Annotated in this window: 26 protein-coding genes; 16 read left to right on the forward strand and 10 right to left on the reverse strand. The window is 70.5% G+C overall.

Annotated elements, in window-relative coordinates; all coding sequences use genetic code 11:
* Positions 1 to 42: 42 nt before the first annotated feature.
* Complete coding sequence (locus tag B1729_RS14915; RefSeq protein WP_163618315.1) at positions 43 to 450, reverse strand: metalloregulator ArsR/SmtB family transcription factor; 408 nt, start codon at positions 448 to 450, stop codon at positions 43 to 45.
* A gap of 128 nt (positions 451 to 578) precedes the next feature.
* Between B1729_RS14915 and B1729_RS14920 the strand changes: the two genes are divergently transcribed.
* The 3 genes from B1729_RS14920 to B1729_RS14930 are packed head-to-tail and all read left to right on the forward strand — an operon-like array spanning position 579 to position 3,090.
* A complete protein-coding gene (locus B1729_RS14920; RefSeq protein WP_163618391.1) occupies positions 579 to 1,991 on the forward strand; it encodes a potassium transporter TrkG in 1,413 nt (470 codons plus the stop codon).
* Positions 1,984 to 2,655: a TrkA family potassium uptake protein gene (locus tag B1729_RS14925; RefSeq protein WP_163618314.1), complete on the forward strand. Its 672-nt coding sequence runs from the start codon at positions 1,984 to 1,986 to the stop codon at positions 2,653 to 2,655. Before B1729_RS14920 ends, B1729_RS14925 begins: the two co-directional genes overlap by 8 nt.
* 42 nt (positions 2,656 to 2,697) lie before the next feature.
* On the forward strand, positions 2,698 to 3,090 hold the full coding sequence (locus B1729_RS14930; protein WP_163633540.1) for a nuclear transport factor 2 family protein: 393 nt from the start codon (positions 2,698 to 2,700) through the stop codon (positions 3,088 to 3,090).
* A 15-nt stretch (positions 3,091 to 3,105) separates the two neighbouring features.
* Here B1729_RS14930 and proC read toward each other — a convergent pair whose 3' ends face one another.
* The 3 genes from proC to B1729_RS14945 are packed head-to-tail and all read right to left on the reverse strand — an operon-like array spanning position 3,106 to position 5,673.
* Entirely contained in the window at positions 3,106 to 3,948 is an 843-nt protein-coding gene (gene proC, locus B1729_RS14935) for a pyrroline-5-carboxylate reductase (RefSeq protein WP_163618312.1), read from the reverse strand.
* Between the two features lie 29 nt (positions 3,949 to 3,977).
* Positions 3,978 to 4,655, reverse strand: a complete 678-nt coding sequence (locus tag B1729_RS14940) for a GntR family transcriptional regulator (RefSeq protein ID WP_163618311.1) — start codon at positions 4,653 to 4,655, stop codon at positions 3,978 to 3,980.
* A gap of 16 nt (positions 4,656 to 4,671) precedes the next feature.
* The gene (locus B1729_RS14945; protein WP_163633542.1) at positions 4,672 to 5,673 is read right to left on the reverse strand and encodes an ornithine cyclodeaminase family protein; all 1,002 of its coding nucleotides are present in this window, start codon (positions 5,671 to 5,673) and stop codon (positions 4,672 to 4,674) included.
* 242 nt (positions 5,674 to 5,915) lie between these two features.
* Here B1729_RS14945 and B1729_RS14950 point away from each other — a divergent pair, with 242 nt between their 5' ends.
* The 12 genes from B1729_RS14950 (at position 5,916) to B1729_RS15000 (ending at position 17,720) form a co-directional block, all read left to right on the forward strand.
* Positions 5,916 to 6,854 carry an ABC transporter permease gene (locus tag B1729_RS14950; RefSeq protein WP_204318939.1) on the forward strand — a complete coding sequence of 313 codons (939 nt, stop codon included), beginning with the start codon at positions 5,916 to 5,918 and terminating at the stop codon, positions 6,852 to 6,854.
* Complete coding sequence (locus B1729_RS14955; protein ID WP_163633546.1) at positions 6,851 to 7,759, forward strand: ABC transporter permease; 909 nt, start codon at positions 6,851 to 6,853, stop codon at positions 7,757 to 7,759. Before B1729_RS14950 ends, B1729_RS14955 begins: the two co-directional genes overlap by 4 nt.
* The gene (locus tag B1729_RS20635) at positions 7,756 to 8,766 is read left to right on the forward strand and encodes an ABC transporter ATP-binding protein (protein WP_204260086.1); all 1,011 of its coding nucleotides are present in this window, start codon (positions 7,756 to 7,758) and stop codon (positions 8,764 to 8,766) included. Before B1729_RS14955 ends, B1729_RS20635 begins: the two co-directional genes overlap by 4 nt.
* A 2-nt stretch (positions 8,767 to 8,768) precedes the next feature.
* On the forward strand, positions 8,769 to 9,608 hold the full coding sequence (locus B1729_RS20640) for an ATP-binding cassette domain-containing protein (RefSeq protein WP_204260085.1): 840 nt from the start codon (positions 8,769 to 8,771) through the stop codon (positions 9,606 to 9,608).
* An 11-nt stretch (positions 9,609 to 9,619) separates the two neighbouring features.
* Positions 9,620 to 11,158, forward strand: a complete 1,539-nt coding sequence (locus B1729_RS14965; protein ID WP_163618307.1) for an ABC transporter substrate-binding protein — start codon at positions 9,620 to 9,622, stop codon at positions 11,156 to 11,158.
* An 85-nt stretch (positions 11,159 to 11,243) separates the two neighbouring features.
* Positions 11,244 to 12,467: an amidohydrolase family protein gene (locus tag B1729_RS14970; RefSeq protein WP_163618306.1), complete on the forward strand. Its 1,224-nt coding sequence runs from the start codon at positions 11,244 to 11,246 to the stop codon at positions 12,465 to 12,467.
* Positions 12,464 to 13,228, forward strand: coding sequence for an aspartate/glutamate racemase family protein (locus B1729_RS14975; protein WP_163618305.1), 765 nt, complete (start codon positions 12,464 to 12,466; stop codon positions 13,226 to 13,228). Before B1729_RS14970 ends, B1729_RS14975 begins: the two co-directional genes overlap by 4 nt.
* Before the next feature lie 66 nt (positions 13,229 to 13,294).
* Complete coding sequence (locus B1729_RS14980) at positions 13,295 to 13,693, forward strand: metalloregulator ArsR/SmtB family transcription factor (protein WP_163633548.1); 399 nt, start codon at positions 13,295 to 13,297, stop codon at positions 13,691 to 13,693.
* A 1-nt stretch (position 13,694) separates the two neighbouring features.
* Positions 13,695 to 14,369, forward strand: a complete 675-nt coding sequence (locus B1729_RS14985; RefSeq protein WP_163633550.1) for an SRPBCC domain-containing protein — start codon at positions 13,695 to 13,697, stop codon at positions 14,367 to 14,369.
* Positions 14,370 to 14,533: 164 nt separating this feature from the next.
* Complete coding sequence (locus B1729_RS14990) at positions 14,534 to 15,646, forward strand: alpha/beta fold hydrolase (protein ID WP_163633552.1); 1,113 nt, start codon at positions 14,534 to 14,536, stop codon at positions 15,644 to 15,646.
* A 75-nt stretch (positions 15,647 to 15,721) separates the two neighbouring features.
* Positions 15,722 to 16,693, forward strand: a complete 972-nt coding sequence (locus tag B1729_RS14995; protein ID WP_163618302.1) for a cation diffusion facilitator family transporter — start codon at positions 15,722 to 15,724, stop codon at positions 16,691 to 16,693.
* 100 nt (positions 16,694 to 16,793) lie between these two features.
* Complete coding sequence (locus B1729_RS15000) at positions 16,794 to 17,720, forward strand: LLM class F420-dependent oxidoreductase (protein ID WP_163618389.1); 927 nt, start codon at positions 16,794 to 16,796, stop codon at positions 17,718 to 17,720.
* Positions 17,721 to 17,832: 112 nt separating this feature from the next.
* Here B1729_RS15000 and B1729_RS15005 read toward each other — a convergent pair whose 3' ends face one another.
* Both B1729_RS15005 and B1729_RS15010 read right to left on the reverse strand, forming a co-directional pair.
* Positions 17,833 to 18,555 (reverse strand): DUF2306 domain-containing protein, encoded by a 723-nt coding sequence (locus B1729_RS15005; protein WP_163618301.1) that lies wholly within the window; start codon positions 18,553 to 18,555, stop codon positions 17,833 to 17,835.
* A gap of 176 nt (positions 18,556 to 18,731) precedes the next feature.
* Positions 18,732 to 19,163: a nucleoside deaminase gene (locus tag B1729_RS15010; protein ID WP_163618388.1), complete on the reverse strand. Its 432-nt coding sequence runs from the start codon at positions 19,161 to 19,163 to the stop codon at positions 18,732 to 18,734.
* Between the two features lie 191 nt (positions 19,164 to 19,354).
* On the opposite strand from B1729_RS15010, the gene upp reads away from it, so the two are divergent.
* The gene (upp, locus tag B1729_RS15015; RefSeq protein WP_163618300.1) at positions 19,355 to 19,987 is read left to right on the forward strand and encodes a uracil phosphoribosyltransferase; all 633 of its coding nucleotides are present in this window, start codon (positions 19,355 to 19,357) and stop codon (positions 19,985 to 19,987) included.
* A gap of 54 nt (positions 19,988 to 20,041) precedes the next feature.
* On the opposite strand, the gene B1729_RS15020 is transcribed toward upp, so the two are convergent.
* From B1729_RS15020 to B1729_RS15035, 4 genes are all read right to left on the reverse strand, one after another.
* Positions 20,042 to 21,349 (reverse strand): type III PLP-dependent enzyme, encoded by a 1,308-nt coding sequence (locus B1729_RS15020; protein WP_163618299.1) that lies wholly within the window; start codon positions 21,347 to 21,349, stop codon positions 20,042 to 20,044.
* Positions 21,346 to 21,903, reverse strand: coding sequence for a hypothetical protein (locus B1729_RS15025; RefSeq protein ID WP_163618298.1), 558 nt, complete (start codon positions 21,901 to 21,903; stop codon positions 21,346 to 21,348). The genes B1729_RS15020 and B1729_RS15025 overlap by 4 nt, the downstream gene beginning before the upstream one ends.
* Before the next feature lie 225 nt (positions 21,904 to 22,128).
* The gene (locus tag B1729_RS15030; protein ID WP_163618297.1) at positions 22,129 to 22,449 is read right to left on the reverse strand and encodes a DUF3467 domain-containing protein; all 321 of its coding nucleotides are present in this window, start codon (positions 22,447 to 22,449) and stop codon (positions 22,129 to 22,131) included.
* Positions 22,450 to 22,540: 91 nt separating this feature from the next.
* Positions 22,541 to 26,287 carry a bifunctional RecB family nuclease/DEAD/DEAH box helicase gene (locus B1729_RS15035; RefSeq protein WP_163633554.1) on the reverse strand — a complete coding sequence of 1,249 codons (3,747 nt, stop codon included), beginning with the start codon at positions 26,285 to 26,287 and terminating at the stop codon, positions 22,541 to 22,543.
* Positions 26,288 to 26,431 lie beyond the last annotated feature (144 nt).

Consider the following 26,431-nt stretch of genomic DNA (forward strand, 5'->3'; position numbering starts at 1 on the left):
CGGATGCCTCGAGTCGAGGCATCCGTCACCGCCGTCGTCGTCCTAGCGGCCGGGCAGGCGCTTGAAGGCGTTCTCGAAAGCGTGCTTGGCGGATGCCGCGGCCCGGCCGACCACCTCGGCCGCGTGGGCGGCGGAGTCGGGCAGCCCCGCAGCGGCCTCTTCGCCGGCGCTGCCATCGCCGTCGAGGAACGGCACGAGCCAGTCGTCGACCTCGTCCAGGGGCTCGGCGGAGAGGCTGTAGTAGCGGTGCTGCCCCTCTTCGCGCACCGAGACCAGGTGCGCGTCACGCAGCACCTTGAGATGCTTCGACACCGTCGGCTGGCTGGCGCCGAGCTCCGTGACGATGTGCGACACGCTGGTGCCGCGCTCTCCGGCGGATGATCGATCGAGCAGCAGTCGCAGGATGTCGCGACGCGTTCCGTCTGCGATCACGTCGAAGATGTCCGCCATGTGCTCAGATTAGTCGGGAGCCCTGCGGAGTACCATGATCACGACCGCCGGCGGTTCACACGAATGCCGTTTCGCATCAGGAGGATTCCCGTATGACGGATGGCAGGCGAGCCGCCCCCGTCTCGGGCATGGGCCGCCTGCGCGTGCTGGGCCACGCGTTCATGGAATTCTTCCGCGACCTGACGCAGCGCTCCCCCGCACGATTCGCGATCCTCATCTTCCTGTCGCTGATCCTGCTCTTCACGGGACTGTTCTCGCTGCCGGTCGCCGCGGCGAGCGGGCAGGTCACCCCGTTCGCCGATGCCTTCTTCACGGCCGTGTCGACCATCTGCGTCACGGGACTCGCGACCGTCGACATGGCCACGCACTGGTCCGCGTTCGGCCATGTGCTGGTGTTCGTCGGCGTCCAGATCGGTGCACTCGGCGTGCTGACGCTCGCCTCCATCCTGGGTCTCGTGATCTCGCGCCGCCTGGGACTGCGCGCCAAACTCATCGCCGCGAGCGACTCGAACCCCCTCCGCACCCACGGCGGACCCGTCAACGAGGGTCAGACCGTGCAGCTCGGCCAGATCGGCAGCCTGCTCGCGACGGTGGCGCTTTCGACCCTCGTCATCGAAGTGATCATCGCGATCCTCCTCTATCCGGGGCTGCTGCTCGCGGGCGTCCCGTGGGACGTCGCGCTGTGGGAGGCCCCGTTCTACGCCGCGATGTCGTTCACGAACACGGGGTTCACACCGAACGCCGAGGGCCTCGAGCCCTTCCGTCACGACTACTTCTTCCTGACGGTGCTCATGGCCGGCGTGTTCCTCGGTTCCATCGGCTTCCCCGTCATCTACACCCTCCTGCGGCAGCGCTGGAGGGTGCGGCGGTGGTCGCTGCACGCGAAGCTCACCATCATCACCACGGTGGCGCTGTTCTTCCTCGGCGGCGCGGTGTTCCTCCTGCTCGAGTACGACAACCTGCTCACCCTGGGCACGAACGACGCGTGGGACACCACCTTCCAGGCGTTCTTCCTCTCGGCGATGACGAGATCGGGCGGCTTCGCGATCCTCGACATCGGCGAGCTGAATCAATCCAGCCTGCTGGTGGCGTGCATGCTCATGTTCGTCGGCGGTGGCTCCGCGTCGACCGCCGGCGGCATCAAGGTCACCACGCTCGCGGTGATCGCATTGGCCGTCGTGTCGGAGGCGAAGGGGCGCGCGTCGAATCAGGTGTTCGGCCGGCGCATCCCCAGCGATGTGCTTCGCGTGGCCCTCTCGGTGGTCGCCTGGGGGGCGACCATCGTCGCGATCTCGACGATCATCATCACGCAGATCACGAAGGCGGATCTCGGCGACGTGCTGTTCGACGTCATCTCGGGTTTCGCCACGGTCGGCCTGTCGACCGGGCTCACCGCCCAGCTGCCCGATCCGGCCGTCTACGTGCTGGCGATCACGATCGTCATGGGTCGCGTTGGTACAGTGACTCTCGCCGCGGCCGTGGCCGCGTCATCCCGTTCGCAGCTCTACTCGCTGCCCGTGGAAAGGCCGATCGTTGGTTGAGCGAATCAGGGGCGATGCGCCCGTTCTCGTGATCGGACTCGGGCGCTTCGGTGCCGCCTGCGCGGGCGAGCTCGATCGGCTCGATCGCGAGGTGCTCGCGATCGACGACAGCCTCGACCTCGTGCAGAAGTGGTCGGAGCGCGTCACCCACACGGTGCAGGCCGACGCCCGCAACATCGACGCGCTCAAGCAGATCGGCGCGCAGGACTTCTCGGTCGCCGTCGTCGCGGTCGGCTCGTCGATCGAGGCATCCGTCCTCATCACGGCCAACCTCGTCGACTTGAAGGTGCCGCAGATCTGGGCGAAGGCGGTGTCGCAGTCGCACGGCAAGATCCTCGCCCGCGTCGGCGCCAACCACGTCATCTATCCCGAGCGCGAGGCCGGCGAGCGCGTCGCCCACCTGGTCAGCGGGCGGATGCTCGACTTCATCCGCTTCGACGACGACTTCGCCCTCGCGAAGCTGTATCCGCCGAAGTTCATCCGCGGCGTCGGCCTCAACGAGTCCGGAGTGCGCACCAAGTACAACGTCACCGTCGTCGGCGTGAAGAGCCCGGGCAAGCCGTTCCGGTACGCCGAGGCGAACACCGTGGTGACCAACCACGACCTCATCATCGTGTCGGGCACGAACTCCGACATCGAGCGGTTCGCGTCGCTCGAGCGCTGAGGCCCTCTGTCGGATGTCCCCGCTGCGCGGCATACTCGCGGCATGACAGAGCGCAACACGACGGATGCCGCTGCCAGGCGCTGGGTCGAAGCGTACGAGAAGGCATGGAAGACGTACGAGCCCGACGACATCCGGGCCCTCTTCACCGACGATGCCGTGTACTTCACCCAGCCCTGGGGTGAGCCGTGGGCCGGGGCCGACGCCATCGTCGCCGGCTGGCTCGAGGCGCGCGACGAACCCGGCACATACGAGTTCGAGTGGGAGATCGCCGGCGTCGACGGTGACCGCGTCTTCGTGGATGCGCGAACGGACTACGCCCCGAACGACGAGCTGCCTGACGGGCGCGTCTACCGCAACCTGTGGGTGGTCGACCTCGACGAGGACGGACGGGCGCGCTCGTTCACCGAGTGGTACATGACGCAGCCCCGCGACTGATCCGCCGCCGAGGGCTCACCCGCCCTGCGCGAGTTCCCTCGCACGGGCGAGCGCCGCGTCGGTCGCCGCCACGAAGACGTCGTCGAGACGCGCCTCCTGGAACACGGCGATCGCCCGTTCCGTGGTGCCCTTCGGACTCGTCACCCGTCGACGCAGCTCCGCAGGGTCTTCACCGGATGCCTCGAGCAGCGCCGCGGCACCGATGAAGGTCTGCTCGGCCATGAGCCGCGACTCCGCCTCGGAGAACCCCTTGCCGAGCGCGGCCTTCGTGAACTCCTCCACGAGGAGGAAGAAGTAGGCCGGACCGGAGCCCGAGATCGTCGAGAGCGCGTCGATCTGCGCCTCCGGCACCTCGATGACGGTCCCCACGGTCTCGAACAGCCGGCGGGCGGTGGCGACGGCCGCCTGGTCGGCGAGGGATCCGGCTGCGAGCCCCGTGACCGCGCGCCCGACGAGCGCGGGCGTGTTGGGCATCGAGCGCAGCACCGCGACGCCCTCGCCGAGGATCCGCTCGAACGTCGCGATCGTGACGCCGGCGGCCAGGCTCACGACGATGGCGCCGGGGCTCAGTGCCGGGGCGATCTCCGTGAGGAGGTCGGGGACCATCGCCGGCTTGACCCCCACCAGCACGACGTCCGCGGCGGCCGCGGCATCCGTGTTCCCGGTCGGGTGCTCTTCGAGGGCGATGCTCGACACGCCGACGAGACCATCGAGTTCGGCGGCCTTCGCGCGCGAGCGGTTGGTGGTCGTCACTCCCCCGGCAGCGAGTCCGGAGCGCGACAGGCCGCGAGCGATCGCCCCGCCCATCGAGCCGGCGCCGAGGATCGCGATGGGCGGGAGCGCGGGGGTGTCCGTCATCCCGCCATCCTAGGAGGCCCCTCGTCGTGTCAGGCGCTGCGCGCGGGGGCGTCCAGGATGATCGACAACGACGGCTCCCGGCCCTTCTCGATGTGGGAGAACGCCAGGCTCTCGGCCAGCCGATCGTTGCCGGCGGCGATGGCGGCCAGCAGCTCGTCGTGCTCGTGGGACTGCACCGCCGGATCGCGCCCCGCGCCGGTGAGGTAGAACAGCCACGTCATGCGCCCGAGCACCGCGCGCATGAGCGCCGACAGCAGGCTGCTGTCGGCGACGTCGACGATGCTGTCGTGAAACCGCGCGTGCGCCTCGGCGATCGCGAGGCGGTCCCCGTCGGCCACGGCGCCGTGGGCGAAATCGAGCGAGGCGTCGAGCCGCGTCGCATCGGCCCCATGCAGGACGTTCTGCGCCGCCCGGCGCGCAGCCAGCGTCTCGAGGCTCAGGCGCACATCGAACAGCTCGTTGATCGAGCGATCGGTCCAGCCCTCCACGCGCGCACTGCGCCGTGGGGCCGTGCGGACGAAACCGTCGTTGTCGAGCCGTGCGATCGCCGCACGGATCGGGATGCGCGAGACCTGGAGCTCGACGGCGAGCCGGTGCTCCTTGAGGGCCGAGCCCTCCTCGAACCGCCCGACGATGATGCCGCGGCGCAGCGTCTGGTACGCCTGCGCCGCCAGCGATTCATCGGTCGCCACGAGCGTGTCGGTCATCGCGCCCTCGATTCGGTCATTCGCGGATCGTGACCATCGTGCCAGCACCCGCGGCGGCGGCGCGCCGCAGGATGTGATCGGCGGCGGCCAGATCCTGCAGACCGATCCCCACCGAGTTGAAGATCGTGGTGTCCTCCGGGGAGGTGCGTCCGGGCACGAGTCCCTCCAGCACCTCGCCGATCTCGACGATGTCCGCCTCGGCGACGGCACCCGAAGTCACGGCGTTGCGCACGTTGCCGGAGTCCGCCCAGGCGACCTGCCGGCTGTCGACGGCGACGACAGCCGCCCGCGCGAAGACGCTCGACTCGAGCTCGCTGTAGGCACGTCGCGGCGGAGAGCCGACGGCATTCACATGCACCCCCGGCGCGAGCATGCCCGCGCTGAGGATCGGCGAGAGCGAAGGGGTCAGCGTGCAGACGATGTCGGCCTCCCGCACAGCGTCCGCTGCGGACGCGGCGGCGACGGCGGGGATCCCGAGGGCGCGCAATCCGTCACTCGCGCTTCCGGCCCGGTCGGCCGATCGGGACCACACCCGGATCTCGTCGAGCTCGAATGCCCGGCCGAGCGCCGCGGCGTGCTCCATCGCGAGCGCGCCCGAGCCGAGCAGCGCGAGCGTCCGAGAGTCGGGGCGCGCGAGTGCCCGCGTGGCCATGGTCGTCGCCGCCGCGGTGCGGATCCTCGTGAGCGCCCGGCCGTCGACGATGGCGAGGCATTCGCCGGTGTCGGCGGCATACAGGCTGACCGTTGAACGCTGCGCCGGGCGCCCCAGTTCGCGGTTGCGCGGTGCGTCGGCGAGCACCTTCACGGCGAACAGCCCCAGGTCGGGAGCGAACGACAGCATCGGGACCACGGCCGGCGAATCTGCGGCCTCCGCCGACGGGTCCCGCAGCGGCACGGGGGCCGGCTGAACGGCTCGACCGGTCGCGAGCTCACGATGGACACGCTCGAGGGCGGCGAGCAGCCCCTCCCACTCGACGAGGCGTTCGACGTCGGTGGACGTCAGCGTGCGTGTGCCCATCGAATTCCTTTCTGTATCCCAAATGGAGTCTGTTCGAACAGGTTAGGGGATGACGCGCGATGACATGAAGTGGGCCATCCTCACCGGCTGAGTGGGTGCAGGCAATCGCCACTCCAGTTATTTCAAGGCTAAGCGTGGCCCGGGTGGTCGATTGCGAGCTCGCAGAGTTTCACCTGCCAGTAACTCCACGTCACGCCGATGAAACATCCATCCTCGATTCTGTATACCAAATCATCCAATTGATGGAAGGCAGCGGAATGGGAAAGGTGCTCGGGCGTCGCGCGGTGCAGTCGCTGGTCACGATCTTCATCGTCGTGACCATCGCGTTCCTGCTGGGGCGCTTGAGCGGCAGTCCAGCGGCGCTGCTGCTGGGCGACACCGCGACGACGGAGCAGATCGACGCGCTGGACAGCCAGCTGGGCTTCGATCTGCCGCTGTGGCAGCAGTACGTCGACTACCTCGCGGGGGTCCTGACCGGCGACTTCGGCGACTCCTACAGGCAGCCCGGGGTGTCCTCCATGGAGCTGGTGCTCGAGCGTCTTCCCGCATCGCTCCAGCTGGGCGCCGTGGGCCTCGTGCTCGGGGTGGTCCTCGCCGGGTCCGCGGCGGTGCTGATCCAGCTCACCGCGAGCCGGACGCTGCGCACCACGCTGCTGGGGCTCGGCTCCGCTCGGCAGGCGATCCCGGATTTCTTCTTCGGGCTGCTGCTGGTGCTCGTCTTCTCGGTCGCCCTCGGCTGGCTTCCCTCGCTGGGCAACCGCGACCCGCTGGCGATCGTGATGCCGGCCGTCACGATCGCGACCGCGCAGTTCGTCGTCTACCTGCGTCTGCTCGACAACTCCCTCGGCGAGCAGTTTCAGCTCGACTACGCACGAACCGCTCTCGCCCGCGGCGAGCGTCGCTCGCATGTCGTCCTCGCCGAGCTGCTCCCCAACGCGGCGCTGCCGGTGCTCACGATCGCCGGCATCAGCCTCGGCGCCTTCCTCGGCGGGCTCGTGATCGTCGAGAACGTCTTCGCGTGGCCGGGCATGGGCCAGCTCATGCTGAGCGCGGTGTACTCGCGCGACTTCCCCGTCGTGCAGTCGGGTCTCATCGTCGTCGCCCTTCTGTTCATCCTCTGCAACGCGCTGGTCGACGTGGTCGGCGCGCTGCTCGACCCGAGAGTGAGGCGGGCCGCATGAGCACCACGGAGTCCGATCGCATCGCCGCCGCGCCGGCACCTGATACCGCCGCACGCTTCCGCTTCCCCAGGTTCACCGGGCTCGAGCGTCTGGGGTTCGGACTGCTCGGGCTGGTCGCCGTCTATCTCTTCGTCGTCCCGTTGCTGCCCGGCTACGACCCGTACACCCAGGACCTCAGCGCGACGCTCGCGCCGCCGTTCACGGATGCCCAGCACGTGCTCGGCACCGACATGCTCGGCCGCGACCTCGCGAGCCGCCTCGCGCTCGGCGGGCAGGTGTCGCTCGGGATCGTGATCGTCGTCGTGGTCTTCAACGCGCTGATCGGCATGGCGACCGGCATGATCGCCGGCTACGCGGGCGGCCGGGTGGACAACGCCCTCATGGCGTGGGCCGATGTGCAGCTCGCGATGCCCGTCATCCTGGTGCTCATCGCGATGTCGGCCGCGCTCGGGCCGAGCGTGTGGCTCATGGTCGTGACGCTGGCCGCGACCTTCTGGGTGGGCTACGCGCGTGTCGCCCGCAGCACCGCGATGTCGCTGCGGGAGCGGGACTTCGTCGTGGCTCCTCGCATCCAGGGCGCGACACCCGTCTGGACCGTCACCACCCACATCGCACCCCACGTCAGCGTGCAGATGCTGATCCTGGCCTCCGCAGACATCGGCGGGGTGCTGCTGCTCACATCCTCCTTCGACTATCTGGGCCTCGGCGTCCAGCCGCCCACCCCCTCGTGGGGTCTGCTCATCAGCGAGGGCCAGAAGTACGTGCGTGATGCGCCGTACCTCGCGATCATCCCGGGCATCGCGATCTTCCTCGTCGTGATCGGGACGAACCTCGTGAGCCAGCGCTTCACGGCCGAACGAGAATTGCACACCCTCCGCCGCCGCAAGAGAAAGGCCGCTCGATGACCACTCGAGAACTGCTGCGCGTCGACGATCTCGTCGTCGGGACCCGCGGCCGCGACGGCGAAGTCCGCATCGTCGACGGCGTGTCCTTCAGCGTCGGCGAGGGTGAGGTGCTGTGCCTGGTCGGAGAGTCCGGCTCGGGCAAGAGCCTGACCATGGCCGCCGTACTCGGCCTGCTGCCGGCTGGGGTGGAGGTGCTGGGAGGTTCGGTCTCGTACCGCGGCCGGGACCTGCTCGGAATGCCCGAGCGCGAACTGCGCGCGCTGCGGGGCGATGAGCTCGCGATGGTCTTCCAAGACCCGATGACCGCACTGAACCCGGTGAAGCGCGTCGGAGCGCAGATCGCACGCGCCGTGCGGCTGCACGGAGAGCGGCGGTCGGCGGACCAGCTCGACGAGCGCGTCGAGGAACTTCTGCGCTCGGTGGGCGTCTCCGATCCGGCCGAGCGTGCGCGGGCATACCCGCACCAGTGGTCCGGCGGGATGCGCCAGCGTGCGGTGATCGCCATGGCGATCGCCCATGATCCGCGGCTGCTGGTTGCCGATGAGCCGACGACCGCACTGGACGTCACGATCCAGGCGCAGATCATGGAGCTCCTCGCCGATGCACGTCGGCGCAGCGGCGCAGCGATGGTCCTCATCACGCACGACCTCGGTCTGGTCGCGCAGACCGCGGACGAGATCTGCATCATGTACTCCGGCCGGATCGTCGAACGCGGTTCCGTGTGGGACATCTTCGACAGGCCGCGGCATCCTTACACCGCAGGACTGCTCGCGAGCCTCCTCGCGGTGGATCGCCGATCGGGCCGGGCGTACGCGATCCCCGGCTCGCCCCCGGCACCCGCCGGTCGCCCGCAGGGCTGCGCGTTCGCACCGCGGTGCGAACTGGCGGCGAAGTCCGAGGAGTGCATCCGCACGCAGCCGGGTCTGGTCCCCCTCGCCGGTGGACACGCCGCCGCCTGTCACCACGTCGACAGCGTGGGCGAGTTCGCGCGGGCGGTCGCCTCGTGAACGTGCTGCGCTCGGTGGATGCCCCGGTCCTCGAGATCGACGACCTGCACGTGCATTTCACGCGCCGAACGGGCCTGTCCCGCCGGCACGTCGTGAAGGCGGTCGACGGAGTCTCGCTCACCCTCGCCCGTGGCGAGACTCTCGGGCTCGTCGGCGAGTCCGGCTGCGGCAAGTCCACCCTCGTGCGGACGGTCTTCGGCTTGAACACCCCGGTGTCGGGAACCATCCGCGTGCTGGGCGAGAAGCTCGACGAGCTGCCGCCGACGCGACGCCGCGCCGTGCAGAACCGTGTTCAGCTCGTCTTCCAGGACCCGTACTCGTCGCTCGACCCGCGTCTGAGCGTCCACGACATCGTGGCCGAGCCGCTGCAGATCGTCGGTGCCTACTCCAAGGACCGCGTCGTCGAGCTGCTGGCCGACGTCGGAATCGGGGCCGACACACTGCGGCGCACGCCGGCGCAGTTCTCGGGCGGCCAGCGTCAGCGCATCGGGATCGCCCGCGCGCTCGCACTGCGGCCCGAGGTCCTCGTGCTCGATGAGCCCGTGTCGGCGCTCGACGTCTCGGTGCAGGCGCAGGTGATCAACCTCTTGACCGATCTCCAGGAGAAGCACGGTCTGTCGTACCTGTTCATCGCCCACGATCTCTCCGTGGTCCGCTATCTGTCCGACCGCGTCGCCGTGATGCGCGAGGGACGGATCGTCGAGCAGGGCGACACCGACCGCGTCTTCGAGACGCCGCGGCACGAGTACACGCGGACGCTGCTGTCCGCCATCCCGATCCCCGACCCGCACCTCAGGTCGGACGCTCCACCCGCACCGCACCGCATCGCCGAGAACAGCTGAAAGAGGATCACATGTCACGCACACCTACGACCCGGCTGCACCGCGCAGCGCCAGGCGCCGCGATCGTCGTGGCCGGCGCCCTGGCCTTGGCGGGATGCGCCGCGACCGGGAGTACCGGCGCCGCACCGGGCAACGAACTCACGATCGGCGTCGTGACGGAGCCCGAGAATTCGCCCGACCCCATCGTGGACGGCTCCCTCGCGGGCTACAACATCTACTACAACCTGTTCGACCAGCTCACGAAGCTGGACGAGGACGGCGCCATCCAGCCCTCGCTCGCCACCGAGTGGTCGTCGAACGACGACTTCACACAGTGGTCCTTCACGATCCGCGACGACGTCGAGTTCCACGACGGCACGCCGCTGACCGCGGAGGACGTGGTCTTCACGTACGAGACGGTGCTCGCCACTCCCGACTCGGACAACCTCGGCTACATGGGGATGCTCGAGTCCGTCGCTGCGACGGATGCCACGACCGTCGTGTTCACGCTCAACTCGCCGTTCTCACCGTGGCCGTCGATCACGACGGCCCAGTCAATTGTGCCGCAGGAGGTGTACACGGAGCTGGGCTCTGAGGAGTTCGCCAAGGCACCCGTCGGAAGCGGTCCCTTCTCGTTCGTCAGCTGGACGCGGGGGGTCGACTACGTCCTCGAGGCGAACGAGGAGTACTGGGGCGGCGCGCCCGAGGTCGAGACGCTCACCTTCCAGACCGTCGCCGACGAGGAGGCCCGCCTCAACGGCGTCATCTCCGGCAGCCTCGACATCGCCCTCATCTCGCCCAACCAGGTGTCGGCGATCGAGGGCAGCGGCGTCGACGTCGCCTCCCGCCCGTCCAACGGCGCGACGTTCCTCGGCATCAACTCCACCACCGGGCCGCTCGCCGACGCCCGCATCCGGCAGGCCGTCTGGCACGCGATCGACGGCGAGGAACTCGTGAGCGCCGTGCTCGCCGACCGCGCGGTGGCGAACGACCAGATCGTGGCTCCCAACGTCACCGGCTACGTCGAAGACGCCGAGGGTCCCGCGTTCGATCCGCAGCTCGCCCAGTCGCTCCTCGCGGAGGCAGGGTACGACGGCACCCCCATCGCCCTGGAGTACGCGACGGACGGACGGATTCCGATGAGCGCCGAGATCGCCCAGGCGGTGGGCGGCTACCTCGAGGCGGTCGGCATCACCGTGGAGCTCGTCGGCATGGATCAGGCGAGCCTGTCCAACCGCATCTACGGCACCGTCGACATGGCGGGGCTCTACCTCAACACGTGGGCGCCTTCGACGATGGACGGCGACATGCCGATCACCAACATGTTCGCCGGCGGGCAGAACGACTATGCCAAGAGCCCCGAGACTGCGGCGCTGGTGGCGGAGCAGCGCACCGTCGCCGGTGCGGATCGGATCGCCGTGTTCGACCGCCTTGCGCAGGCGAACTTCGCGTCGGCCTATCTCATCCCGCTGTTCACCCCCGTCGCCGACTACGCGGTGGCCCCCGGCATCGACTGGACGCCGCGCGTGGACGGGGAGTACTCCCTCTCGGACGTGACCTTCGCCGACTGACCCGCCCGCAGAGCCGGCCGGCCGCACCCGGCCGGCCGGCTCTGCCGTACCACCACCCCGACCCCTGATCCGAGAGCGAGCACCCATGCCGATCACCGTCCTCCGCAATGTCCGGCCCTGGGGCGGCGTGCCTGCCGACGTCGTCCTCGACGACAGCGGGATCATCGACATCGCGCCGGTCTCGTCCGAGACCCCGCCGGAGTCCGTCGAGACCGTCGACGGCCGCGGCGGCATCCTGCTTCCGTCCTTCAGCGACGTGCACGTGCACTTGGACTCGACCCGGCTGGGACTGCCCTTCCGCCCGAACACCGCGGGCGAAACGCGCTGGTCCCACATCATGAACGACCGTGCGAACTGGCGCACCGCCGAACTGCCGGTCGCGGAGCGCGCCACGTACACGCTCGGGCGCATGGTCGCGCAGGGCGTCACCCGCGTCCGCAGCCACGCGCAGGTCGACGCCGACTCGGGGCTCGAGAAGTTCGAGGGTGTGCTGGCGGCGCGAGAGGCCCACCAGGACCGCGCGGACGTCGAGATCGTGGCGTTCCCCCAGGTCGGCATCCATCTCGAAGAAGGCGTGCCCGATCTCCTCGACGAGGCGCTCCGCAACGGCGCCGATCTGATCGGCGGCATCGACCCGTGCGAGATCGACCGCGACCCCGTTCGTCATCTCGACACCGTCTTCGACCTCGCGGAGCGGCACGGCGTCGGCATCGACATCCATCTGCATGAGGGCGGCTCGATGGGCCTGTTCTCGCTCGATCTCATCGTGGAGCGCACCCGCGCCCTCGACCTGCGCGGGCGCGTGACGGTCTCGCACGCCTTCTCGCTCGCCTCCGGCACGCCCGCAGTCTCTGCCGCGATCGACGCCCTCGCCGAGCTCGACATCGCGCTGACCACGATCGCACCGAAGGGCTCGCTGGCCGTGCCGCTGGACCTGCCGCTGCAGCAGCTCATCTCCGCGGACGTGCGCGTGGGCCTCGGCATGGACGGGCAGCGGGACTACTGGTCGCCCTGGGGCAACGGCGACATGCTCGAGCGCACGTGGCTGCTGGCGTACACGCAGGGGTACTCGCGCGACGACCTCATCGAGTCCGCGCTCGCGGTCGGCACGTGGGGCGGCGCCGGAGTGATCGACACCTCCCTGCGGCGCATCGGTGCCGACGCCCGGCCCGGAGTGGACATCGGCGACCCGGCCGAGCTGGTGGTGCTGCGCGGTGAGACACCCGCCGCCGCGGTGATGGACCGGTTCGCGGAGCGCACGGTGATCCACCGCGGGCGTGTGGTGGCAGCTGACGGCGAACTGCGATGAGCACAGCCGCCACCATCCTCGTGGTGAACTGCAACACCGACGAGGCGATGACCTCCGCGATCGCCGCGATCGCCCGCGATGCGGCCCGCGACGGCACCCGCATCGTCGGGATCGGGCCGTCCTGGGGCCCGCGGTCGGCCGAGGGATACCTCGAGAGCTTCGCCACGGCGGTGGCCACGATCGACGCGGTGCTGGCGTACGCGCACCCGTTCGATGCGGTGGTGATGGCCGGCTACGGAGAGCACGGGCGCGAGGGCATGCGCCAGGCGGTGCGCCAGCCCGTCGTGGACATCACCGAGGCCTCGGCGTATGTCGCGTGCCTCGTCGGACACAGGTTCGGGGTCGTCACGACGGTGTCGAGCGCCATCGCCGGCATCGAGGACAGTCTGAGGAATGCGGGCGTGCACGACCGATGCGCCGGGATCGTCGCCAGCGACGTCGCGGTCTCCCACATCACCGACGAGCCCGAGAGCACGAGGTCCGCGCTGCTGCAGGCCGCGCGCGCCGTCGTCGCGCGTGGCGCGGACGTGGTGGTGCTGGGCTGTGCGGGATTCGCCGGGCTCGACGACGAGCTCGAGAAGGCGCTGGGGCTCCCCGTCATCGATGGGGTGGCCAGCGCCGTCGCGCTGGCCGAGTCGCTCGTGGCGCTCGGAAAGCGCACGAGCAAGGCGGGGCCCTACGCGCCGTCCGACGGGACGAAGCCGTGGCTCGGTGCGCGCCCGGGCAGGTTGGGCGAGCTCCTCCCCCGCACGGCCCCGTGACCCGATCTTCGAACTGATTCTCCATAGCCCTTGACTTATATAAGTCATCGAGCAAGTATGGATGCCATGCACGCACTCGACATCCTCGGTGATCCGGTTCGCCGGCGCATCCTCGAACTCCTGGCGGAGGGCGAGCGCAGCGCGGGCGAGATCGGCGAGGACGTGCAGCGCGAGTTCGGCATCTCCCAGCCCGCCGTCTCGCAGCACCTGCGCGTGCTGCGGGAGTCGGGCTTCGCAACCGTGCGCCCCGAGGGCGTCAGGCGGCTCTACGCGATCGCGCCCGAACCTCTCGAGAACGCGGCGGCGTGGTTCGACCCGTTCCGACGCTTCTGGCAGCCCCACCTCGACGCGCTCGGCACCGAGCTCGCACGGGGACGCCGACAACGGCGGCTCGCGGCCGAAGAGGAGCAGCAGACGGATGCCGAGCCCGATGAATCCGACACGACCGACCCTCAGGAGGAATGACATGGTCGACGTACAGCACCAGCTCGACGCGGTGACCCGCGAGATCGCGAGCGAAGAGATCGACGGCTACCCGGCGCGCGTGCAGACGCTCGCACAGACGTATCCGTCCCCCATCGACGACGTGTGGGACGCCGTCACCACCACGGAGCGCATCGCGCGCTGGTTCCAGCCGATCACGGGCGATCTCGTCCTCGGCGGCCGGTACCAGATCGAGGGCAACGCGGGCGGGGAGATCCAGGAATGCGCACCCCCGGCGAACGGCTCGGCGCACTTCAAGGCCACCTGGGAGTACGGCGGCGGCGTGACCTGGCTCACGGTGCGGCTGACGGCCGAGGGCGAGGACGCGACACGGTTCGAACTCGAGCACATCGCGCGCACCGACGACGTCCCCGCCGAGTTCTGGGACCTGTACGGCCCCGGGGCCACCGGTGTCGGGTGGGACGGCGGCCTCCTGGGCCTCGCCCTCCACCTCACCGGCGGCGACGGCCCGTCTCCGAAAGAGGCTGAGGCGTGGGCGTTCACCGACGAGGGCAGGTCCTTCTACCGGGGTGCCGCCGACGCCTGGGGCACCGCCCACGCCGCGGACGGCACCGACCGCGCGGCAGCTGCCCGCGCGGCCGACAACACCTACGCGTTCTACACCGGAGAGCCCGCGCCCGCCACAGCCGAGGAGTGAGGCGAGCGTAGGCCCAGACGGGTCGGGCGGCGCCTCCGGCCGCGTGGGCCCAGCCGCGGCCCGCGGCATCCGTCATCGATCAGCCCGTTCGCCACGACGGCGACCGGTCTATCCTCGGAGTGCGGGGACGCAGGTGCTCCCGCAGGACGTGGGAGGCTTCCGACATGACCCTCTTCGACGGCATCGAGGCGCGCAGCGTGGAGACGCCGGGACTGGCCGTCAATGTGCTCGAGCGCGCGGGCGACGACCCCGCGACCCCGCCGGAGCGGACCGTGGTGCTGATCCACGGCAACCTGTCGTCGGCGCTCTTCTGGCAGGAGCTGATGCTCGATCTGCCCACCGACCTGCGGGTCATCGCAATCGACCTGCGCGGGTACGGCGGCACCGAGCACGCACCCATCGACGCCACGCGCGGCGTGCGCGACTTCAGCGACGACGTCGCCGCCACGCTGCAGGCGCTCGACATCCCGACCGCGCATCTCGTCGGCTGGTCGATGGGCGCGGGCGTCGCGATGCAGTATGCGCTCGAGCAACCCGTGCTGAGCCTCACCCTCGAATCCCCTGTCTCGCCGTACGGCCTCGGCGGAACCCGTCGCGATGGGACGCGCCTCACCGACGACGACGCGGGCTGCGGCGGCGGGACGGTGAACCCCGATTTCGTGCAGCGCCTGATCGACCACGACACGACGGCCGACGCGCCGACCTCGCCGCGGAGCGTCTTCCGGTCGGGGTATGTGGCTCAGGGGTACCAGAGCGAGCATGAGGACGTGTGGGTCGAGTCGATGCTGACGACGTCGACCGCCACCGGCAACTATCCGGGCGATGCGGTGGCCAGCGAGAACTGGCCCGGCTTCGCCGCGGGGCGCATCGGCGTGGTGAACACCATGACCCCGGGGCATTTCGATGTGTCGGCGATCGTCGACCTCCGGGAGAAGCCGCCGATCCTCTGGATGCACGGCACCCTCGACCCGATCATCTCGGACGCGTCGCTCTCCGACTACAACAACCTCGGCAAGCTCGGCATCGTGCCGGACTGGCCCGGTGACGAGGTGGCTCCACCGCAGCCGATGGTGTCGCAGACGCGGGACGTGCTCGCACGCTATGCGGATGCCGGCGGCGAGGTGACCGAGCGGAGCCTCGAGGGCGTCGGCCATACCCCGCACCTCGAGCGGCCCGCCGAGTTCCGCCACGCGCTGCTGGAGGTCATCGGCTACGTGGGTCGCCGCCACGACCCCGCGCCCCCGACCGAGGCGATCATCCTCCGCTCGTCCGACTGATACGCGCGGGGGTGAGACGCGGGGTCAGCGGACGCGGCGCACGAGCGAAGCCCCGGCATCCGTAGACTCGTCGGCATGAGTGCTTCCGGTGGCAGCAAGGCGATCCTTGCGGCGTTTCTGGCGAACATGGGCATCGCCGTGGCGAAGTTCATCGCCTGGTTCCTCTCGGGCTCGGCCTCGATGCTCGCGGAGGCAATCCACTCGGTCGCCGACTCGGGCAACCAGCTGCTCCTGATGCTCGGAGGCCGCAAGGCCAAGAAGATGGCCGACAGCGAGCACCCCTTCGGCTACGGCCGCGAGCGATACGTCTACGCGTTCGTCGTCTCGATCATCCTGTTCTCCGTCGGCGGCCTGTTCGCCATCTACGAGGGCGTCGAGAAGCTCACCCACCCGCACGCGCTCGATGAGAGATGGTGGTGGCTGCCGATCGTCGTGCTCGTCGTCGCCATCGGCCTCGAGTCGTTCTCGCTGCGCACCGCCGTGCGCGAGAGCAATCATGTGCGCGCCCGCGGCCAGTCGTGGGTGTCGTTCGTCCGTCACGCTAAGGCGCCCGAGCTTCCCGTCGTCCTTCTGGAGGACATCGGCGCGCTCATCGGCTTGGTGTTCGCGCTCTTCGGCGTCGGCCTCACCGTGATCACCGGCAACCCGCTCTTCGACGCGCTCGGCACGCTGATGATCGGCACGCTGCTGATCCTCATCGCCATCGTCCTCGGCATCGAGACGAAGAGCCTCCTCGTGGGCGAGGGCGCGACGGATGCCGATCACCAGCGCATCGTGGCCGCCATCACCAGCGGGCCTGAGGTCCAGAACCTCATCCACATCAAGACGCTCTACCTCGGCCCGGACGAGCTCCTCGTCGCGGCGAAGCTCGGCTTCGCCGCCGACGCCACCCTCGAGCGCATCGCCGCCGACATCAACAAGGTCGAGGCGCGGGTGCGAGAGGCGGTGCCCGCGGCCCGGGTGATCTACCTCGAGCCCGACATCTACCGGCCGGGCTCCGACCCCGAGCCGCCGACGTCGCAGTTCGTCATCAGTTCGGCCGACTGACCCTTCCGCCCCTCGAGGGGTTCCGCCGCCGCGAGGATCGCGAACCGACCTGGCGACCGCGACCCTTCGCACCGCCCGCGAGACAGCACAGGGATCGATCATCGAGTACTGCATCTTCACCGAGCCTCAGCTGGGGTCCACCTACGCCGACGAACTCGCCTACGCCCAGACCGCGGAGCGGCTCGGCTTCACCGGGTACTTCCGCTCGGACCACTACCTGAGCGGGATGGGCGACGGCCTACCCGGACCGACGGACGCCTGGACGACGCTTGCGGGCCTCGCCCGCGAGACCTCGCGGATCCGGATCGGCACGCTCGTCTCGCCCGTCACCTTCCGGCACCCCGGCTCGCTCGCGATCCAGGTCGCCCAGGTCGACGCGATGTCGGGCGGACGCGTCGAGCTCGGGCTCGGAGCCGGCTGGTTCGAGCGCGAGCACCAGGCCTACGGCATCCCGTTCCCCGCCAAGAGATTCGACCTGCTAGAGGAGCAGCTCGAGATCGTGACCGGCCTCTGGGCGACGCCCGTCGGCGGTGCGTACAGCTTCAGCGGCGCGAATTACCGCTTGACCGAGGCACCGGCCCTGCCGAAGCCGGTGCAGCAGCCGGTGCCCGTGATCATCGGCGGCGGCGGCCCCCGGCGCACCCCCGACCTCGTCGCACGCTTCGCCCGCGAGTACAACATCGGCTTCCCCGAAGACCACCAGATCGCCGAGCGCATCGACAATCTGCGCGCCGCCTGCGAGCGCATCGGCCGCGACCCGGCCACGGTGCGGCTGTCGGTCGCGATGTCGACCTTCGCCGGGCGCGACGACGCCGAGATCACCGGGCGCGCCGGAAGGATCGGCAAGACGATCGCCGACGTACGGGACGGCACGAACATCGTGGGCGACGCCGCGGAGATCGGCGAGCGCATCGCGCTCTACCGGTCGTTCGGCATCGAGCGGGTCTACTTCCAGCTGCTCGACCTGCAGGACGTCGCGCACGTCGAGTACCTCGGCACCGAGGTGCTCCCGCACCTCCCCCGCTGATCCGTCCTGCGGGGTTCGGAATCGCGAAAGGGTATGTTTCCGCAGGGTCGCGCGTGCGGAAACATACCCTTTCGCGAGTCCAGATCGGTGAACGTCGCCGCGCCGCGCGGCCTCAGACGGGCAGGCGGTACGACGGCAGCCCGCGGCGGCGGATGAGCCACTCCGCGAACACCAGGTTCGGCAGCCAGCACAGGAACGGCACCGCGGCGTAGGCGTTCGCGAAGGAGCCGTCGTGCAGCGGCTGCCCCAGAGCCACCGGAGCGAAGAGCAGGAACGGCAGCCAGATGCGCAGCATCACGCCGGAGTAGGTCAGTGCGTAGTTACGGATCATCCACGCCCGGTGACTCGGTACGTCGCCCCGGCGGATCGCGCGATACGCCCGCCAGCCGGTGACGAGCCACAGCACTGCGAGCGTCCCGAACCCGAAGAACCCGACGTAGCCCGCCGGGCTCGAGGGAGCGATGACGAGGCCGCCGGCCGCGCCGATCGCGACTGCCACGAGGTAGACGCGCCCGGTCCAGCGGTGAACACGCGGGGCTCGCGTGCGCAGGCCACGCCAGAACTGCAGCGGTCCGGTCACGAGCGCGACCGCCCCGCCCACGATGTGGACGTACAGGGCGCCCTGCACGAACGGGTGCACCGTCGCGTACGTCGGCGCGAGCCCGACCTCCTGCCCGGCGAGGTCGGCCAGCGAGGCGGTGAAGTACGGCAGGGCGGAGTACGCGACGATCGCGAGCGCCGTCAGCAGGACGAACGTCCAGCCGATGCGGGAGCGGATGCCGCCGGGCCGCGCGACGGCGGGGGCGGTGCGGACGGGTTCGATGAGGCGGGTCACGTGCGTCACGCTAGGCCCGCGCGGCACAGCCGCAGCAGGGTGCAGGCCCCCTGATCACCCCGGCGGTTCGCCCCCGCCCCGCGTCCCCGCGTCCCCGCGTTGACTTGGCGTATATGTACGCGACACGCCGGCGTGTCGCGTACATGTACGCCAAGTCAAGGGAGACGGGGGGCGGGTCAGCGGCGGGCGTCGAAGAACGCGCGCAGGAGAGCGGATGCCTCGGCCTCGCGCACGCCCGCGACGACCTCGGCGCGATAGGGCAGGCGCCGGTCGCGCACGACGTCGTACACCGACCCCGCCGCGCCCGCCTTCTCGTCCCAGGCGCCGAAGACGAGCCGCGAGACGCGCGACTGCAGCACGGCGCCCGCGCACATGACGCACGGCTCCAGCGTGACCACGAGCGTGCACCCCTCGAGGTTCCAGGCACCGCGCGCCGCGGCCGCGGCCCGCAGCGCCACCACCTCGGCGTGCGCCGTCGGGTCGTGCTCGAGCTCGCGGAGGTTGCGCCCCTCGGCGATCACCGCTCCCGCGGCATCCGTCACCACCGCACCGACCGGTACATCCCCTGTCTCGCCCGCCGCTGCGGCGAGCGCCAGCGCGCGGTCCATGGCGGCGAGGTCGGCGGGATCCAGGTTCACAGCACGAGGCTATCCCGACCGATCCCCGCCCAGGTTTCCGTGCGAAAACACGGGCCGGTGACGTGATGCGCCGGGCTGCCGGCATCCATCACCCGCGTGTCGCCGTGACCCGCCAGTCCTTTCGCGCGGGCGGGAGTACGAGGCGGCACTACCCTGTCTCTATGCGCCTGCACGTCGCGGACCACCCGCTCATCACCCACAAGCTCACGGTGCTGCGCGACCAGCGCACGTCATCACCCGTGTTCCGTCAGCTCACCGAGGAGCTCGTCACGCTCCTCGCGTACGAGGCGACACGCAATGTCCGCGTGGCGCCGATCGAGATCCAGACGCCGGTCACCACCACGACCGGCGTGAAGATCAGCGAGCCCCGCCCGCTCGTCGTGCCCATCCTGCGCGCCGGCCTCGGCATGCTCGAAGGCATGGTCAAGCTCATCCCTACCGCCGAGGTGGGCTTTCTCGGCATGGTCCGCGATCACGAGACGCTCGAGCCGTCGACCTACGCCGAGCGCCTGCCCGACGACCTGAGCGACCGCCAGTGCTTCGTGCTCGATCCCATGCTCGCGACCGGCGGCTCGCTCGGCGCCGCGATCGAGTTCCTGTTCCAGCGCGGCGCCCAGGACGTGACGGCGATCTGCATCCTCGGTGCGCCCGAGGGCGTCGCCGCGATCGAGAAGCAGGTCGCGGGCCGCGACGTCACCCTCGTGCTCGGCGCGATGGACGAGCGACTCAACGAGCACGGCTACATCGTGCCCGGCCTCGGCGACGCCGGCGACCGGCTGTACGGGACAGTCTGAGCCGAGGCTCGGCCCGCGTGCGTGGGTCCTGCGCCCGCGCCTTCGTCCACCGGGTCAGACGATCGGCACGCGGCGGACGTCCGAACCCGCGACGGCGTCAACGGTCGTCCGAGCGGCAGCCGCACCCCGCCCGACCACGGCCACCGGAGTGAAGGGGCGACCGTTGAACCGTGTCGCCGTGACCGTGGTGTAGGCGCCCATCGTGGGGCTCACGAGCAGGTCGCCGACGTGCAGCTCGGGCAGCAGGACCTCCCGCGCGATCACGTCCGACGAGTCGCAGGTCGGTCCGGCGAGCGTCGCCCAGCGGTGGTCGCCGGCGTGTGCGCCGGCGGAGAGCCGGCCCGTCCAGGGATCGGTGCTGGTCAGGTCGCGCGCCGCGAACACCAGCGGATGCACGTCTTCGGTGAGCACGTTCGAGTACGAGCCGTAGAGGCCGTCATCCAGGTAGTACCACCGTCCGTCGCCCCGCTCGGCGATGCCCACCACGCTCGTCACGAGCGTCATCGCGTCGGCCACCATCACCCGGCCGGGCTCGGCGATGATGTCGAGCCGGCGCGCGTGCGGGGCGAGCACCGGCCGCAGCACCGCGGCGATGTCGTCGACGGCGGCTGACTCTGCGTCGTACGAAGCGGGGAATCCTCCGCCGATGTCGAGCGTGTCGAACTGCACGTTGCAGCGCCGCTCCAGGATTCCCATGAGCTCCAGCGTGTCGGCAGCAGCGGATGCGAACCGGCCCGGATCGTCGAGCTGGCTGCCGACGTGATAGCTGAATCCGGCCACGGCCACGCCGGCGGCGAGCGCGTTCTCGACCAGGCGGGCGGCCTCGAAGGGTCCGACGCCGAACTTCGTCGAGAGGTCGCTCTTCGCGTGCGGACTGCGGTACGCCAGCCGCACCAGCAGCCGCGTGTCAGCCGGCGCGCCACGGAACTTGTCGATCTCGACGGCGTTGTCGACCACGAACGTGCGCACTCCGGCGGCGAGCGCCTCAGCGATCTCAGCGGGCTTCTTGATCGGATGCGTGTGGATGATCCGCGACGTGTCGACGCCGCGGCGGGTCAGCATCGCGAGCTCCTCGCCGGTGGCGACGTCGAACCCGCATCCGGCGTCGTCGAGCACGTCGAGCACGGCGTCGTGCGCGAGCGCCTTCACCGCGTAGTGGAACCCGACGAACGGAAGAGCCTCGCGCAGCCGCCGATACTGGCGGCGGACCCGATCCGGCTCGAGCAGCAGAAGAGGCGTGCCGTGCCGGGCGACCGCGGCGCGGGCGGCCACCGACGACAGGAGAGCGGATGCCTCGGCCCGCCGTCGATCGCCGAAGGCGGGCGTCGTACGCGGCTCACGCCGCACCGCGGAAAGGTTCATGTCAGCACCCCTGCGGCCCGGCCAGTGCGACGTCCGTCGCGCAGCCCGGTGCGTGCGGTGACCGTGAACGCCCCGGCCGCCACGGCATAGAACACGATGTCGGCGGCGACCTTGCCGAGCAGCATCCCCCAGACCGGATCGGGAACGAGCCAGATGCCGAGCATGAGCGCCGCCGGTCGAACCAGGACCGTGTCCAGGAGCTCGGCTGCGCCGAACTCGGCGACCAGCAGCACGCCGGTTCGCCCGAGAGCGCGGCGACGGGTGGCGGTGACCGGCACCTGCTCGAGGTAGATGGTGACGGCCAGGACGGCGTAGAAGCCGACGATCTCGCCGACGAGCGCCGCGAGGGCGATGAGCGGGGTCGCGGTGGTCCACACCGACGCGAGCAGGCCGCCGAACACCATCGCAGCGGTGCCCGCCACCTCGGCCGGAAGGTACCGGGCGATCCAGAACACCAGCGTCCGGCGCCGCGGCCGGCCGTCCGCTTCCGGAGGCGTCGCGGTGCGTTCGGAGTCGGTCGCAGTCGTCGTGTGCGACTGATCGATCGTTGCCATGGCTTCCCCCTCCGTCTGACAGAGGAGGAAGGGTCTGCGATGATACGGCGCGCGGTGCACCGCCGGCGCGCAATACGGCGCGACATCCGCCCCTCGCCGAACGGATGCCGCGCCTCTGCGCCCTCTGGCGCGTGGCAAGGTTACGTGGGCCGGATCCGCACCCCAAAGGGGTTGACATGCCGGGGGCAGCGGACTACCCCGCGAGGGATCGAAGCTGCGGAGGGCTCAGTCGCCCAGCGGCGGCTCCTGCGGATTGCGGCGGCCCGTCTCGCGTTCCCAGAACTCGAGCTGCTGGGTGAGCGCCTTGGCGAGCTCGAATACCTGGTCGGGCGGGATCCGGATGCGGCTGACCACACGGGCCGGCACCACGGTGTGACGCTGGCCGGTCTCGGCGTCGACCTGCTCCCGCGGCGGCTGCGCGAGGGTCAGGAAGTCCATCACGAACACCGTCGGCGTGTGCCAGACGTTCGCGAAGTCGGCATAGGCGCCGCCGATGAGCTCGGGCGGGAGGTCGATCTCGAACTGCTGCGCTGAGTCGTCGGCCATGCGGGCTCCTGTTCGGGCGGCGTCTCTCGCGGTGGCCCGCGGGAGAGGCTCGGGCTGTCGTGTGCGACGTGTGCGCGAGTCTACGCGGCGCTCAGCCGCGACCGACGAGCCGCGCGAACCCGCTGAGCCGGGCCACCCCCTCCGGGGTGTACGGCAGGTCGTCGAGGAGCCCCGGCGAGTAGACCAGGAACGCGGTGTGCATGGCGCGCGAGATCGCGACGTTCAGGCGGTTGCGCAGCAGCAGGAACTCGAGCCCCCGCGGTGCGTCGCGGCCGCTCGATGCTGCCAGCGACACGATCGCGACAGCCGCCTCCTTGCCCTGGAACTTGTCGACGGTGCCGACGGGGACGTCGGGGAACCCTGCGGCGGCGAGAGCCGCCTCGACCGCCACCTGCTGGGCGTTGTAGGGAGTGACGACGATGAGGTCGCACTGCTCCAGCGGCCGCGGCGGCAGCGCGACGGAGGCGCCGTCGCTGTCGTTCGTTGCGGCATCCGTCCATTCGCGGCCGATCAGATCGGTCACCAGCCGCGCGACCTCGGCCGCTTCTTCGAGCGACTGGGTCGCGTTGCCGTGATGGCGCAGCGCGATCGGGACGAGCCCGGGACGGATGCCGTCGAGCCGGCGCAGCGCCGTCGACGGGTGTGCGGCGAGCTCGCCGCGGTACGAGAGCGTCGACACCGGCGCGGCGACCTCGGGTCGCATCCGCCGGGTCTCTGCGAGGAAGTATCCGTACTCGGGCGGGATGACGTCGGCGCCGTCCATGACCCAGCCGAGCGCCGAGGTGTCGACGGGGGCGGGGTGGGTGCCCTGGCTCACCTGCGGCAGCTGCTGGGGGTCGCCGAGCAGCAGCAGACGCGGTGCGGCGAGCGACACGGCGATGGTCGAGGCGAGCGAGAACTGCCCGGCCTCGTCGACGACGAGCAGGTCGAGGCTGCCACGCGGGACGCGGCCCTCATGGCTGAAGTCCCAGGCGGTGCCGCCGATGACGAATCCGGATGCCTCGTGCTCGGCCGTGAACGCCGCGACGCCGTTCTTGGGCAGCACCGTGAACGCGTGGGCGGCCGACGGGTCCTTCGGGGCCTTGCCCACCTGCGACGCGGGAACCCCCGCGGCGATCACGCGCTCGAGGAGGTGCTCGATCGTCGCGTGGCCCTGCGCGACGACGCCGACCTTGTAACCGTGATCCCGCACGAGCCGGGCGATCACGTGGGAGCCGACATAGGTCTTGCCCGTGCCCGGAGGGCCCTGCACGGCCAGGTAGCTGCGGTCGAGCGCCCGCACCGCGCGGGCGATGGCCTCGACGGCGTCGTCCCCGGCCACGGGCAGCGTGCTGCCCGCCGATCCCGCTGCTCCCGCCGCCGGAAGGGCGGGATGGAGCAGGCGGGGAGGGCGGCGGCACAGGATGTCGGTGGCCGGGTCGGCCGGAAGCTCCGGCGCCGCGTCGATGACGGCATCCGCCCACGCGTCGATGGCCGCCTGCTGGTTGCCCGCCGCGGGCGGCGCCTGCGGCGTGAGCGCCAGAGGCAGCCGCTCCCAGGTTTCACCGTTGACCGCTGTCTCTTCGATCACGGCGCCGTCGTCGAGCACCTCGAGCACGGTGACCGAACGGTAGGAGTGAATCCATCGGGGCGACGCATCGAATTCGTAGGGCGCCGGCAGCTCGTACAGCGCGAACGGGTTCGTCCCTTCGCTGATGCGGGTGCCGGGTGCGAGGTCACCGCGCAGTCCGACGACGCGGCGCTCACCGCCTCTGCCGCTCTCGAGGAAGTGCCAGTCCTCGCGGACGCGGGTGCGCGCCGGATCGATCGTCACCACGTCGCGTGTCTCGTCCCAGAGCGAGACCGGCTCGCGCAGACGCAGGAAGTGGGTCGCCCAGAACGACTTCGCCTCTCGCGGGTAGTAGTCGATCGCGGCCGCACCCAGCCGCAGCGTTCGCGCGGGCACCGAGTCTTCCGGGTGCTGCAGTGCCAGCGCGTCGAGGACGGTCGCGCGGGCCGACGGTTCGTAGGCGCGCTCGTCGGGCTCGGGGTTCGGCGAGGGCACGAGGGCGGCTTCGCGGGCACGGTCGACGAGCCAGTCGCGCAGGCGCCGCGTCGACACGCAGTCATAGCGGTTGTAGTCGGCGAGGTCGTCGAGCACGAGCGCCGCCTCGGCCGTGGCACCGTCGGCCTCGAGCGCCCGGGCCTCGACGTAGCGCACGATCGAGTCGTCGCCCTTCTGCACGTCGCTCGTGCGCACCTCGTCGCCCATGTAGAGCGGCTCGAGCTTCTTGATCGAGTACGAGCGCGATCCGACGCGCAGCGCGCGGCGCACGATCGGGTACAGGTCGACGAACACGCCGTCGCGCAGCAGCCGGTCGACGTCGGCCTCGCGCACCCCGTGCCGTGCCGCCATCGCGAGCAGATGCGAGGGCTCGTATGGCGCGTAGTGGTAGATGTGCATCCCCGGAAACTGCTGCCGTCGCAGGTTCACGATGTCCAGGAACGTCTCGAGCGCGCGCTTCTCGTCGCCGAAGGAGTGCGCCCACAGCGCCGTGTACTGCTCGCGCGTGTCGACCCAGCCGAAGAGGTAGTCGATGCCCCACTGCGTCGGCTCGCCCGGCACCGGCGGCTCGGTGTGCAGCGGGTCGCCCTCGAAGTCGAAGAACATATCGCCGTGATCGGGTCGGGGCAGTGCACCCAGCGCCTGCGGCGCCACGACCTCGAACACGGGAATCGGCGGCGCCTCGATCGGCGGCGACGCCTCGGCGAGGAGCACCGCGAGACTGCCGTCGGCGACGGCAGTGTGCGCACCGACGCCCTCGACCACCGCGGTGCCGTCGGGCGCGATCGCCGCGTCGACGGTCACCGCGTGCCGGGCGGCGGGGGGCTTCGGGGCCACGAGCGGCGGTGTGCCCGCCGGGCTCCCGAGCTGCAGGCGGGCCTGCGTGCGCAGCGAGGTGAAGACATCGGGGTTCATCCCCACGGGTCCCGCAGGCGCCTGTGCGAGCTGCTCGATCGTGTCGATGCCGGCGGCTCGCAGCCGCTCGCGCTGCACCGGTCGCATGCCGGCCACGAGGAGCAGATCACGGGATGCCACGACCTCCGCATCGCACGTCGCACAGCGCCCGCACGCGACGACGCCGAGCTCGCCGCGCGGGTCGCCCCATGCGATCGGCTCGCCCGCGGCGCCCGACTCGAGGCGCCGGTCGGCGATCAGCGCGGCCAGCCGCTCGCGCCGCAGCCGGAAGACCGGAAGAAGATCGTCGACCTCGTGCTCGCTGACGCTGCCGTCACCGAGGAGCAGCTGCACACGGTGAGAGCGGGGCACACCCAGCCGGTCGAGTTGGTCGACGTAGGCCGCGAGCTGCATGAGTGCGGTGACGCGGGCGTGGCGTGCGAGCTTCGTGTCCTGCACGATCCACGGTCTGCCGGCATCCGCGGACCCCGGCGCTGCGGTCCCTGAGCCTGTCGAAGGGTCGCGGACGAGGAAGTCCGCGAAGCCCACGAACGAGTCGGTCGAGAACGCCGCCTGGTAGACGACCTCTGCGGCCGAGGCGAGTGCCGCGTTCGTTCGCGCGACCGCATCGGCGAGGGCGGCGGCATCCGACGATCTCACCTCGGGGATCTGTGCCACCCGGTCGCCGTACCGCGCGACGTAGTCGGCGAGCACGTTGCGCTCATGCACGGTGCCGAGGCGCCCCGCGCGCTCGAGGGTGAGGTCTTCGGGCTCTTCGACCGCCGCGACGCGCCCCAGCCGCGCGTCGATCGCACGCAGCCAGGCGAATTCGCATTCTGCGGCCGCCTTGAGATCGCTGGCGCTCCAGACGATCCGGCCTTCGTCCTCGATGTATCGCATGCACTCCCCTTCCTTGACGACCCTAGCCGCGGCATCCGACAGCCCTCGAACCGGTGTGGAATCGGTCACCCCGCGGGGATTCACGGCCCGGAGCAGCACAGTGCGAGAGGCGGAACCCCGGCGGTCTCAGCGCGCCACCTGCCA

It is taken from the genome of Microbacterium sp. B35-04, assembly GCF_010634885.1.
Classification (GTDB): domain Bacteria; phylum Actinomycetota; class Actinomycetes; order Actinomycetales; family Microbacteriaceae; genus Microbacterium.